The organism is Brucella sp., assembly GCF_032066345.1.
Classification (GTDB): Bacteria; Pseudomonadota; Alphaproteobacteria; order Rhizobiales; family Rhizobiaceae; genus Brucella; species Brucella pseudogrignonensis.
Window position 1 is genome coordinate 213,843 of sequence record NZ_DAMBKZ010000006.1, and the last position, 12,508, is coordinate 226,350.

Consider the following 12,508-nt stretch of genomic DNA (forward strand, 5'->3'; position numbering starts at 1 on the left):
AACAGAACATGGTGAAGACTGATTACAGCAAATTTGCCAAGCTCAGCCCGTTTGAGCTGAAAGACGCGCTTATCGCAGTTGCCTCGGGTAAGAAAAACCACGCCATGCTCAATGCCGGACGCGGTAACCCCAACTTTCTCGCCACCGTGCCTCGGCGCGCCTTCCTGCGGCTGGGCCTTTTTGCAGTTGCTGAGGCGGAGCTCTCCTATTCCTATCTGTCGAACGGCATTGGTGGATTGCCAAAAATTGAAGGCATTGAGGGCAGATTTCAACGGTTCATTTCCGACCATAGCGATCAGGAAGGGGTGAAATTCCTCGGGCGCACACTGTCCTATGTGCGCGATCAGCTCGGCTTGTCTGCCTCTGAATTCCTGCATGAAATGGTGGAGGCTATCCTGGGTTGCAATTATCCCGTCCCACCCCGCATGCTCAAAGTCAGCGAAGAGATTGTGAAACACTATCTGGTCCGCGAAATGATCGGCGGCTATATGAGCTCTGAAACGATCGATCTGTTTGCGGTGGAGGGTGGAACCGCCGCAATGACCTATATTTTCGATACACTTAAACAAAACAGGATTCTCGAGGAAGGCGATACGGTGGCAATCGGTATGCCGACATTCACGCCCTATATCGAAATTCCGGAGCTGAACAATTATCGCTTGAAGGAAGTGCATATCAATGCCGACCCCAGGCAGGGCTGGCAATATCCGCAAGCCGAACTCGACAAGCTGCTCGATCCTGCCATCAAAGTGTTCTTCCTGATCAATCCAAGCAATCCGCCTTCCGTCAAGGTCGATCAGCGCGGACTTGAACAGATTGGCCGTATCGTTAAGGAAAAACGTCCTGACCTGATCATTCTGACCGACGATGTCTATGGGACCTTTGCTGATGACTTCAAATCGATATTCGCGGTCTGCCCCTATAACACCATGCTTGTCTATTCGTTTTCCAAATATTTCGGTGCCACGGGCTGGCGGCTGGGGGCGATCGCGATGCATAAGGACAATGTGCTCGATGCGAAACTCAAAGCACTCCCCGCAAATGTGCAGAGGGAATTGCGCGGGCGCTACGCATCGCTCGTTCCTGATGTCGCAACGCTTAAATTCATCGACCGTCTGGTCGCCGACAGCCGCACCGTGGCGCTCAACCATACCGCCGGTCTTTCAACACCGCAGCAGGTGCAGATGGTGCTGTTCTCCCTTTTTGGCCTGATGGATGAGAAGGATGCCTATAAGGCCCAGCTGAAGAAACTCATTCGCAATCGCGAGGCCGCTCTCTATCGTGAACTGGGCCTGCCACCGCAGTCCGATGAGAATGACGTCGACTATTATACGCTGCTCGATCTCGAAGATATCGCAAGGCGGCTTTATGGGGATGACTTCGCGGCCTGGGTCAAAAAGAATATCTCGCCCACAGAACTGCTGTTCCGCATTGCGGATGAAACCGGGATTGTCTTGCTGCCGGGGACCGGCTTCGGCACCCTGCAGCCGGCAGGACGCGCTTCCCTGGCCAATCTCAATGAGTATGAATATGCCGCGATTGGTCGTGCGCTCAGACACATGGCCTGCGAAATACATGACAATGACTATCAAAAGCGCACGGACGATCAGTAATTCAATACAAGAAAGCCCGCCGGTAAAACAGCTGGGCCAAAAAACAGGCTGGCCGATGTCGCTTTTTGCCTGCGGACCTCAAAACCGGTGACAGACTTTGTTCGAGACTGGTGATCAAGATCACAGTCATTCCGGCAGTGGCTGCTCACTCTGAATTGGGCCTCACAATGGCGGGCAAAGCAATGCAGCCAGAAGACGTGCGTGCCTTCTGGCTGCAGCAGCGTCAGAGGGTGTCATTTCTGCGTCGGCATCGTGGTCTCAACGCTCGCCGTCGTCTGCGGCTTTTCCATCTTTGTCGATTGCGCGCTATGGTTCGGGCAGTCCGCCATCGCAAATGTCACGGACAAAACGAGCGCTGCTGTCGTCAAGAAAGCGAGTTTCATTGCTGTCTCCTGGCTTTTGTTCGGTGATTGACCCGGCCATTCTAGCAGTTTTTGCACAGCGAGTCTGTTCACGTCTGACTTGTCCATCCTGCCTCAAGCCAACCCGGACCGCGTCTGAATGGGTCTATTCCTTGAGATAATGAATATGCGGGCGCAGCGAATGGCTGGAGATTTCCACGCGCGCATCGACCTGAAACACGTCCTTGAGAAGCCTCTGATGGATCACCTCTTCGGGTGTGCCATAAGCCACAATCTTACCTGCCTTTATCACCAGCAAAGCATCACAGAACATCGCCGCATGGTTGAGGTCGTGCATGGCGATGATGCTGGTGATCGGCAGACTGGAAATGAGTTTCAAGAGGCTCATCTGGTGCTCAATATCAAGATGATTGGTCGGCTCGTCGAGAATGAGTTCCTTTGGCTTTTGCGCCAGAGCCCTTGCGATATGGGCGCGCTGCTTCTCGCCTCCCGACAGGCTCTGCCAATGATCTTGTCGCTTGGCCTGCATGCCGGTGCGCGCAAGTGCATCCTCGACCGCATTTTCATCCGTCCCCGTCCAGCCAGAAAACATTGACCTGTGTGGAAAGCGGCCGAGCCTGACCACGTCAAGCACCTTCAGATTGGCATTGGTGGTGGCATGTTGCTCCACAAATGCCACGCGCTGCGCAAGCTTGCGCCGGGATATCGTGTTAAGATCAGCCGCATCCAGCAGCACCCGGCCACTGCTCGGGCGCTTCAGCCCGGCCAGCAGCCGCAGCAAGGATGTCTTGCCGGAGCCATTGGGTCCCAAAAGCCCGAGCATCTGTCCGGGCTTTGCCGCAAATGACACGCCATCCAGCACGGTCTTGCCGCCAATTTTGAAGGTGATATTGTCCGCCGTGATCGTCATGATGCGCGCTGAAACCGGTAAAGAATGATCGAAAAGAACGGCACGCCCACCAGGGCCGTCACCACGCCGATCGGAAGAACCTGCTGCGGAACCAGGGCGCGCGAGGCAATATCGGCCAGCACCATGAAAATCGCGCCCCCGATCGCGCAGGCCGGCAGCAAGCGGATATGCAGCGGGCCGACCAGAAAACGCGCTGCATGCGGCACAACCAGTCCGACAAAGCCAATGGAACCGACCATGCTGACAATTGTCGCTGTCATCATTGCGGTCAGTGCAAACAACACAATGCGGGCGCGGCCAACATGCACACCCAGCGATGCCGCGGCCTCGTCGCCAAAGGCAAATGCGTCCAGCACCTGCGCATAAAACAGACAGATCAGCAGCCCCAGGCCAATCACCACCCCCACCAGCATGAATTCTGGCCAGCGCACCCCACCAAAGCTGCCAAGCAGCCAGAACATCACATCGCGAGCCTGCTGGGCATTGCCGGATGTGGTGACGATATAGGAGGTCGCGGCATTGAAAAGCTGCGAGGCAGCGACCCCCGCAAGTATGGTGCGATCGGCGCCACCGCGCGTTCCATTGGAGAGAAGGGCGACAAACAGGAACGCAAGAAACGCGCCGGCAAAAGCGCCCGCTGACAGGGATAGCGCACCCGCCCCCAGACCCAGGATCACCACGGCAACCGCGCCAGTGGAGGCACCCGCCGAAATGCCGAGCACATAGGGTTCGGCCAGAGGATTGCGCAACAGCGATTGCAGGATCGCACCCGACAAGGCCAGACCTGCGCCGCAGAAGGCCGCGACCAGGGCACGGCTCAGGCGATAATCCCAGATCACGGTCTCATGAATGCGGTTGAGTTCAACCCCACTCCAGCCGAGCCGATTGGTCACCGCAAAAAACGTCGTGGACAGCGGGATCGGCAGATCGCCAATCCCCGTGCTGATGCCCACCACGAATAAGATTGCCAACAGCGATAGCAGGAGCACAACAGCGCCCGTCGCAGCTGTCCCAACGCTCCGGCGATACGCCATCACTGAAGCAGACCGAGCGCTTTGAGCTGTTCGGCGACCTGCTCCGCGCCATAAAGAGTGCGGATTGTCGGGTTCATTGCCTGGCCGTCCATCACCACAATGGCACGGTTCTTGACCGCCGGCATTTCCTTGACCGCCGGGTCGGAATTCAGGAATGCGATCTTGGCTTCCGGCTTGTCGAGTTCCCAGCGATTGCGGTCCAGATTGGCGACAACGATGACATCGGGATTGGCAGTGATAATGCTTTCCCAGCCAAGCGTTGGCCATTCGGCTTTGGCCTTGATGGCATTTTCACCACCCAGCACATCGGCGATGTAACTGGATGCACCATTGCCGCCGCCCAGATAAGCGTCAGCGGAAGGCGACTGGCTGGAGAACCAGAATAGGTAACCAAGCTTCTTGCCACCCGTTACAACACGGCCCCGCAGCGCGGCCTCACGCGCCTTGAAATCGGCGATCAGCGCCTGGCCGCGATCGGCCACATCAAAAATCTGCGAAAGCTCGTCAATCTCCTGATAGAGCAGATCCATCGTCCATAACTGATCGCGGCTGCCGTATTCATCCTTGACCTCAATGGTGCTCAAACAGGTGCTTGGCGACAGATAGCTCGGCACGCCAACCTTGTCGAAATCCTCGCGTTTGGCGACCTTGCTGCTTGGACCCACCAGGCTGGGCAGCGCTGCGGCAACAAAATCCGGGTCCTGCGCAAGCAGCGATTCAAACGTCGGGAACTCGACGGTCAGCAGCTTGACTTTGGCATTGGCGCTCGCAAGCTCTGGCAGCACCTTGCTTGGCCAGAATGCGGTGGCTGCCATTCGGTCCTCAAGACCAAGCAAAAGCAGGATCTCGGCGCTGTTTTGTCCAAGCCCGATGGCTCGCTGCGGGGCCTTGTCAAAGCGAATCTTGGCGCCGCAATTCTCAAGCACCAGCGGATAATGCGTCGAAGCCGCCGCCGCAAGGTCGAACGGGAATGCCAACAGCGCCGAAAAGCCCGCTGCGGCCAGAAAAGACTTCATTGTGATCACGGGGAGAGGTCCTCGGTTTCGTGCAGGGCGTATCAAGGCCTGTTCGGCCCGGATTTCCTATAATCCGAATGAACGTCGCAAAACAAGACCGGAGAACTCATATTTATCGGCTTTTGCGGCGGCCAGATTCTCACCTCCAGACGGTCCCAATCGCTCCGGCACCGTCGGGCCCAGAACCCGCTTAGTCGGGACAATAAAGCCGCGCGCCGTCATCTTTTCCAAATAGCACGCAGGGTCCCTGCGACCCGCGCGGATCATAGGCATAGCCTTTGTCGGTCAGGGCCTGGGTGATGTCGCGGATGCCGGCAAGCCCATAAAGATGATCGTGCAATTCGAGGAAAACGCGATCAATACCTGGCAGAGCAGCGTTGGAAAGCAGATCGCGTTCCGCTCCCTCAATGTCCATGACGAGAACGTTGATGGCGTGAGCGGTGATGAAATCATCAATATTGGCGGATGGCAGTTCAATGCAGCTCTGATAGGGCCCTTGGGCTTCATCCATCGATGACATCCACAGATCCTGCCTGACATAAAAGACATGCGATCGCGGCTCTCCTGCAGTGAGAATACCCTGGTTCAAGACGACGTTGTGGATTTCATTGGCCGCAATCACCCGTGCGGCGAGGGCTGCGGTGGCAGGGTTTGCCTCAAACGCCCAGACTTTGACATCAGCGATGCCGGCGATGGTTGCGGTGATGACGCCGATGCCCGCGCCCAGTTCCAGCACCCGGTCGCCGGGTTTGACCGCCTTGAAGACCGACCGCGCCTCCTTGGCCTCATAAGACTGGTTTTCAAGAGCCTGCCAGATGATCGGAGAAACCTCCTCCGATGTGATCGGCACACGAATGCCATGTACGTTCAACACGTCTTTGCCCGGTTTCCCTGCGTCTGACGCAGTCGAGTTTGCGATGGCACCTGACCTAGCTGATTTGCAAGGCCGCCGCCAGCGCTAAGCGATGCGACCGATTGAGAGGATCAAATCGCCGCTTTCAGATCGTAGCGGTTGCTTTGATGCATATTGCGGAGTTTTGATGCCGGAACCGGTTTGCCGATCAGATATCCCTGCACCTGATCGCAACCGAGCCGCTTGAGACATTCAAACTGTTCTTCGGTCTCGATCCCTTCGGCAATGGTGATCATTTTGAGGCTGCGTCCGACGCCGGTCACAAGTTCGACAATCGCCAGCGCGTCAAGGCGCGTGGTGACATCGCGGACGAAGGAGCGGTCGATCTTGATCTTGTCAAACGGAAAGCCGCTCAGACTGCCCAGAGAGGAATAGCCAGTGCCGAAATCATCCATGGCAATCTGGATGCCGAGCGCCTTCAATTGCCGCAACGTATTGAGCGTCTGCTCATTCTTGTCCAGCAGGACAGATTCGGTAATCTCGAGTTCCAGCCGATCGGCTGCAAGCCCGGTTTGCTCCAGAACCTGCGTGACACTCTCAATCAGGCCCGCGCTGCGAAACTGCACCGGCGAAAGATTGACGGCTATCTTTAACGGCCTGTTCCATTTTACCGCTTCAAGGCATGCCGCCCTGAGCACCCATTCCCCCAGCGTATTGATAAAGCCGATCCGCTCGGCAACCGGGATAAACTCCATTGGTGAAACCGCGCCACGCACAGGATGGTTCCAGCGAACCAGCGCTTCATAGCCACAGATCTCCCTTGTGTCTGTCCGCGCCTGCGGTTGATAGAAGACGGTCATTTCCCCGTTGAGCAGCGCCTTTTGAAGATCCGCTTCAAAGGATTTCTTCTCGCGCAACCGGGTTTGCATCTGCGACCGGAAGATACTGGCATGGCCCGGTCCGAGCGCCTTGGCTTCATAAAGCGCAAGATCGGCATGTTTGAACAATTCTTCCGTATTGGGCTCGCCCTGCGAGATCGCGACACCGACGCAGGTTCCAATCTTTATTTCCAGCTCGCCGATCAGATAGGGTCGGCTGATGGCCTCCATCAAATCCGATGCAAGTGAGAGCGCGTCCGCTTCGGAAATGCCGGTGGTCAGAAGCGCGAACTCGTCGCCGCCCAACCGGCAGACCACGTCACCATCCCCACCAATCTTTGCCAATCGACTGGCAACCGCCTGCAGCAAGGCATCGCCGACATCATGGCCGAGCGTGTCGTTGACGTCCTTGAAACCGTCAAGATCAAGAAGCAGGATCATTGCCGACTGCCGGCCGCTCTGCGCTGCGCGTAGCCGCTCCTCCAGATCTTGCCGAAACAGCACGCGATTGGGCAAACCCGTCAGCGCGTCGTGATGGGCATCATGTTCAAGGCGGTAATTCTGGGATTGCAACTCGCCGGTCGCTTGCTGAAGGTCATTGGTCAGCCGTTGCATCTTGCCATGCGCGCGATCCAGCAGCTTGTTGTGGCGCAACAACAGCAGCACAAGAACAACACCACACAGGATCAAACCGGCTGCAAGTCCTGTATAGATGAGATGCAGTTGCCGCACTTCCGCCTGAGCAGTGTCGATGAGGCCGACATCATACTCAACCGCTGCGGATGCAAGCGCAGTCATCGGGCCGTCAAGCGTGGCCATGGCCTGCAATTGCTGTTTGAGCGTCTCGCCATCCAACTGCTCGAAACCGGTGTCAAGCTCGTGCAGGCGGCTGCTGAGCGCAAGAAACAGCGCGCGGCGCTGCGGATCATCATGAATGAAGGCGCGCAGATTGCCCTGCTGGAGCAACTCAAGGCGTCCCAGCATGATGTCAAGCCGCAAACGCGCCTCTTCGCGCTGCTCATCGGTTGGATCAAGTGCATAGGCGGCCAGGACGTGCTCCAGCCGCATATATTCCGATACGGTCTGGCCGATCGACCAGGAATCATTATAGCGCGAGAATTTCTGAAGCGCAGTCTGTCGCTCGGCAATGACATAGGCAATATAAGCCGTTGCCAGCACGAAACAGAATATAATCACGCCCAGGATACGTCTCACATTTTGCCTCTATTCAACGATGAGCTTGGCTACCTGCCACGCAGAGCGCGTGTAATAGGTCTGACTCTGGAGCTGCGGGTCGCTGTCATATGGGTAAATGATGAACAGCGGCCCCTTGTCGCGGACCGCCATGTAATTGCCATCGCGCTTCATCGCGAGAATGACGTTGAATTTCTTGAAATCCTCCATCGGCAACGAACTGACATAGTCGTTCAACGCCACCGCAGTCACCTTCGTTCCCTCGGCGCCGACCAAACGCATCAGCTTGTCGATGGATACGCCCTCAAAACGCACACGACCATCATACCAGGGATTGGCCGTTTCAACGGTTTCAAGGCCGAGCGCTTCCAGCATGTCGCGGTCAAACTGGGCAGTATCGCCGACATTGGTATTGGTAATCTTGCCGGATATCACCAGGATGGGCTTTCCTGCAGGCCTGGCAAGCGGCTCAGCTTGGGCGCCGCCATTCCATGACAGGGACAAACACAAGCAGAGGGACAGGCAAAGGGATAGGCAAAAAAAGGAACGAATAAGCTTCATCGCATTTCTCCATGATAGGTAAGATCAGTAAAGAGAATTGCCTAAATCAATGTGAAGATGGCATATTTTATCTATATATTCACGTGCTTATATAATCCGGTCCCGCACTATTTCCAGTTTGTGCACAAGTCCTGCCCCGTCGTGCGGCACAACCCATTCGGCATTGCGCGTGAGCCGGGTGTTCCACCGCATTCCACAATCAGAATTCTTTGATCCGGCTGTGATCGATTCCGTATTTGAGAGGCGGTCGGCCGATCAAGGCTTTCTCATCACCATCTGATCGTTGCGAAAAAATGCTGCCTGCCGGCAAACCGGCGATAGCGGCCAGGACTGCTGTCAGGTCGGGCTTGAGCAGAGCGGATCTGTGGCAAAGGGCGGAGGGAGGAAAGGTGCTTGACAGGCAACCTACTAGAAGGTAGATAGCGATATGACCGCATATTCAACAACCGCCGATGATATTCTTGCCTGCGCAAAACGCCTGATCCTGAAGGGCGGCTATAACGGTTTCAGCTATGCCGACATCGCGGCGGTGGTGTTGATCCGCAAGGCCAGCATTCACCACCATTTTCCCAGCAAGCTCGATCTGGTGACCGCTCTCATTCATCGCCACCAGACGGAAACGAAAGCAGGGTTCGCCCAGCTTGAGGCCGCGATCGCGGAACCTGACGGGCAATTGCGCGCCTATATCCACTATTGGCGCGACTGTATTGAGGGCGGGGAAACGCCGTTTTGTGTCTGCGCATTGCTGGCAAGCGAATTGCCGGTTCTGCCTGAGCCGCTAATTGTCGAGATCGAGGCCTATTTCAAGTCCTTGTCGCGCTGGTTGACCGCCGTACTGGAGCGCGGTCAGGCGGATGGCTCGCTTTGTCTTAAGCAATCGCCGCAGATCGAGGCGGAAACCTTCATGGCTGGCGTGCATGGCGCCATGCTCTCGGCACGCGCCTATGGCGATCCGAGCATGTTTTCGAAAATTACCGAACCGCTTTTGCAGCGCCTGACCGAGCAATGATCGAGTGATGATCGCGCGCTGATCCCGAAGGGCGCGATGGGCGCCCAATTGCTCTGAAAATCTACCTTCTAGTAGGTATACCCGTTCATCAAGCCGCTTGTTTACTGGAGTTTTATCATGTTTGGAATTTCCCCCCTGGGCTGGTTGCATACGCTGGGCAGTCTCCCTGCAATCCCGCTGGCCCTATATATGTTCCTGCGCTACGGTCGAATTGTGCCTGCATCCTTGGCGGGCAGGCTCTATCTGCTGTTCATGCTGATTGGCGCATTGACCACCTTTCTCGTCGCGCGACAGGCGGTGAGCGCAATCATTGGCGCCGTGACGCTCTTAGTCCTGATCGCCGGCTACAGCGTTGGCCACCTCAGATTTTTGGGCGCTGCGTCGCGCTATATCGAAACGCTGCTGCTCAGCCTGTCAGCCTTTCTGCTGATGGTGCCAGCGGTGAGCGAGATCCTGCGCCGTGTTCCCGAAGGCCACCCTCTGGTGAGCGACTTGCAATCGCCGCTATTGCTCGGGGCCCAGGCGGGATTGCTGGTTCTTCTGGTCCTGGGCGTCACGGCGCAGTTCATCGCTCTCGTCCGTCGCAAAGGCCGGCCGCTTTAAATGTTCCCGATGCGCCATCAGCCGCGTCTGCTGCCGCGCCTCGCGATGGCCCGAAAAGCTTCCATTCGGGACGAAATGATCCGCGTTCAGCCAAGCGTGCTTGCCCGCTGTTCTAGTCGTCCTGGCGCTCCAGATAGGGCAGGTCATATGGCTCGATCGTGCCGGCAATGGTTTGAACGCGCAGCATCGCGCGCTCATGTGAAATCTTGAGATGATCGACCAATGCCGCCTGCGCGCCTTTGAGATTACCCGATTGCAATGCATCTACAATCGCCAGATGCTCCGGCAAAAATGGCTCTGTCTCAAAAAGTCCGGAGGTCCATTGATAGAGGAAGTGGTGGGCGACCAACAAGGTCTGTGGCAGTCGCACCGCTTCCAGAAGCGCCTGGTTGTCACAATATCCAAAGAGCTCGACATGAAGCTCCTGTTCCAGCGCGTCCAGCGTTGCCGCGCTCACCTGCGCGGCGAGCGTCGCCGCCTCGAGATTGGCGCGTAACCTATTGAGCAGACCCTCGGGAAGACGCGGCAGCGCCTTCTCAAGCGCCAGCGGCTCAAGAACCCAACGCAGTTCGAACAGATCATGCAGGCGCTTGTCGGTCAGTGCCGGCGCAAGCCAGCGACCGCCTTCCGCCTTGTCGATGATGCCCCGCTGCTGCAAACGCGCCACTACGTCACGTGCAACCGTCCGACTGACACCATAATGCCTGGCGAGCGCCAGTTCATTGACCCGCCAGCTGGCAATCGACGTGCGGGCAAAAATCTCCCGCTCGATCTCACTATAGATGCGTTGCCAGCTCGGCAGAAACTGGATCGGGCCGCGCTTGGCAGCGCCTCCCTCATCAAAGCCTGTCTGCCCCCCAAATGCGGACACCACATAACCGCGGCGGCCCTGTTCCTTTGCGAGCAGGCCCTGCGCTGCAAGTTCGACAAGTGCCTGGCGCGCGGGCGCGCGACTGATGCCGAAATGCTCAGCCACCCAGGTCTCGGACAAGCGCTGGCCTTCGACCAGACCACCATTGGCGATGTCGAGCGCAAGTCTGTCGCGCGCACTCTGATAAAGCCTGGGTGCTGCACCCCGCATCACAATGTCCTTCCACTGATCGGCCGCATTGCTCTCGCTATCCGCGACTGCGCAGATGAATAGGCCGGGCCACAACCGGTTTCAGATCCAGAAAGACCACGTTCAACGCATTGAGTAAAGTGGCCTTTCGCATTCTTGCCGTGCTCAATCGCTGAGGACGGAGCACGACAAGAGGTGATCCTGCATGGCCGCTGAGCGCCAGGATTTTTCATGGCGGACTGCGTTGACAGAGATTATTGTATAGTGCATGCATAAGACATTATGAGCTGGAGGAGTACCATAATGCAGCTGTCTGATCATGAGGCCGCCTTTTCACTCGGCGCGCTTGAGCGATTTTGCACGGAAGTTCTCACCGCCTGTGGCGCTGATGATGCGACCGCAGATGCCGCAACCCGCGCCATGATGCACGGCACCCGCCTTGGCGTGGACAGTCACGGTGTGCGTCTTTTGTCGCATTATGTCACCGCACTGCTCGGCGGCCGCATTAACAAGACACCAAGCCTTCGGGCGGTCCGCAGTTTCGGAGCCATCGAAACGCTCGATGCCGATCATGCCCATGGCGCTCTTGCGACTTTTACCGCGATGGCGCGGGCCACCGCGCTTGCCGATCAGTTTGGTATCGGTGCTGTCGCTATTCAGAACAGCTCGCATTTCGCCGCCGCCGGCGCCTATGCGCTTGAGGCCGCGCGTCAAGGTTATATTGGCATTGCGGTCTGCAATTCCGACAGCTTCGTGCGCCTGCATGACGGCGCCATGCGTTTTCATGGCACCAACCCTATCGCGGTCGGCGTTCCCACCACCGGACCCCAGCCGTGGCTGCTCGATATGGCCACAAGTTCAATCCCCTATAACCGCGTCATGCTCTATCAGAGCCTCGGCGTGCCGCTGCCACAAGGCGTGGCCTCCGATGCGGATGGCGTTGACACGCTTGAGGGAAAGAAGGCCGCAATGCTGGCACCAATGGGTGGTGAATTCGGCTTCAAGGGGGCAGCGTTGGCAGGGCTTGCAGAAATTCTCAGTGCCGTTCTCACCGGGATGACATTGAGTTTCGATATCGCGCCGATGGGCGGGCCGGATTTTTCCACTCCGCGCAAAATGGGGGCCTTTGTCCTTGCGCTCAAGCCGGACGCCTTTATCGACCCTGCGCTGTTTGACGCCGGCATGACCCGCTATCTTGACACGCTGCGCACGTCGCCGGCCCGACAGTCCTGCACTGTCATGGCGCCCGGCGATCGCGAATGGCAGGTGGCAAAGCAGCGTGATGCGCACGGTGTGAAGATTGATCCGGTGACGATGCAATCATTTGCCGATCTCGCTGCACGCTTTCGCGTCGCCCCGCCTGCGCCGATTGAACAATCGGGCTGATCAGCACCATTGCCCCTCAGAGACGAGCG

The 12,508-nt window shown here is 57.3% G+C and carries 12 protein-coding genes; 4 read left to right on the forward strand and 8 right to left on the reverse strand.

The features are described 5' to 3' along the window. Positions 1–8: 8 nt before the first annotated feature. Positions 9–1,613, forward strand: coding sequence for a bifunctional aspartate transaminase/aspartate 4-decarboxylase (locus RT142_RS10350; protein ID WP_171380297.1), 1,605 nt, complete (start codon positions 9–11; stop codon positions 1,611–1,613). Between the two features lie 233 nt (positions 1,614–1,846). On the opposite strand, the gene RT142_RS10355 is transcribed toward RT142_RS10350, so the two are convergent. From RT142_RS10355 to RT142_RS10385, 7 genes are all read right to left on the reverse strand, one after another. Then, positions 1,847–1,996 (reverse strand): hypothetical protein, encoded by a 150-nt coding sequence (locus RT142_RS10355; protein ID WP_171380296.1) that lies wholly within the window; start codon positions 1,994–1,996, stop codon positions 1,847–1,849. 124 nt (positions 1,997–2,120) lie between these two features. Continuing rightward, positions 2,121–2,885 carry an ABC transporter ATP-binding protein gene (locus RT142_RS10360; protein ID WP_171380295.1) on the reverse strand — a complete coding sequence of 255 codons (765 nt, stop codon included), beginning with the start codon at positions 2,883–2,885 and terminating at the stop codon, positions 2,121–2,123. After that, on the reverse strand, positions 2,882–3,919 hold the full coding sequence (locus RT142_RS10365; RefSeq protein ID WP_171380294.1) for a FecCD family ABC transporter permease: 1,038 nt from the start codon (positions 3,917–3,919) through the stop codon (positions 2,882–2,884). Before RT142_RS10365 ends, RT142_RS10360 begins: the two co-directional genes overlap by 4 nt. After that, positions 3,919–4,935 carry an ABC transporter substrate-binding protein gene (locus tag RT142_RS10370; RefSeq protein WP_409558577.1) on the reverse strand — a complete coding sequence of 339 codons (1,017 nt, stop codon included), beginning with the start codon at positions 4,933–4,935 and terminating at the stop codon, positions 3,919–3,921. Before RT142_RS10370 ends, RT142_RS10365 begins: the two co-directional genes overlap by 1 nt. Before the next feature lie 190 nt (positions 4,936–5,125). Beyond that, positions 5,126–5,809, reverse strand: coding sequence for an FkbM family methyltransferase (locus RT142_RS10375; RefSeq protein WP_171380292.1), 684 nt, complete (start codon positions 5,807–5,809; stop codon positions 5,126–5,128). A 110-nt stretch (positions 5,810–5,919) separates the two neighbouring features. Beyond that, the gene (locus tag RT142_RS10380; RefSeq protein ID WP_313028509.1) at positions 5,920–7,881 is read right to left on the reverse strand and encodes an EAL domain-containing protein; all 1,962 of its coding nucleotides are present in this window, start codon (positions 7,879–7,881) and stop codon (positions 5,920–5,922) included. A 9-nt stretch (positions 7,882–7,890) separates the two neighbouring features. Next, positions 7,891–8,421, reverse strand: a complete 531-nt coding sequence (locus tag RT142_RS10385; RefSeq protein ID WP_171380290.1) for an oxidoreductase — start codon at positions 8,419–8,421, stop codon at positions 7,891–7,893. Positions 8,422–8,848: 427 nt separating this feature from the next. Between RT142_RS10385 and RT142_RS10390 the strand changes: the two genes are divergently transcribed. Both RT142_RS10390 and RT142_RS10395 read left to right on the forward strand, forming a co-directional pair. After that, the gene (locus RT142_RS10390) at positions 8,849–9,430 is read left to right on the forward strand and encodes a TetR/AcrR family transcriptional regulator (RefSeq protein WP_171380289.1); all 582 of its coding nucleotides are present in this window, start codon (positions 8,849–8,851) and stop codon (positions 9,428–9,430) included. A 117-nt stretch (positions 9,431–9,547) separates the two neighbouring features. Beyond that, positions 9,548–10,033, forward strand: coding sequence for a hypothetical protein (locus RT142_RS10395; protein WP_171380288.1), 486 nt, complete (start codon positions 9,548–9,550; stop codon positions 10,031–10,033). Positions 10,034–10,145: 112 nt separating this feature from the next. Here RT142_RS10395 and RT142_RS10400 read toward each other — a convergent pair whose 3' ends face one another. Next, the gene (locus RT142_RS10400; protein WP_313028512.1) at positions 10,146–11,114 is read right to left on the reverse strand and encodes a GntR family transcriptional regulator; all 969 of its coding nucleotides are present in this window, start codon (positions 11,112–11,114) and stop codon (positions 10,146–10,148) included. 282 nt (positions 11,115–11,396) lie between these two features. On the opposite strand from RT142_RS10400, the gene RT142_RS10405 reads away from it, so the two are divergent. Then, on the forward strand, positions 11,397–12,479 hold the full coding sequence (locus RT142_RS10405; RefSeq protein WP_171380286.1) for an Ldh family oxidoreductase: 1,083 nt from the start codon (positions 11,397–11,399) through the stop codon (positions 12,477–12,479). Positions 12,480–12,508 lie beyond the last annotated feature (29 nt).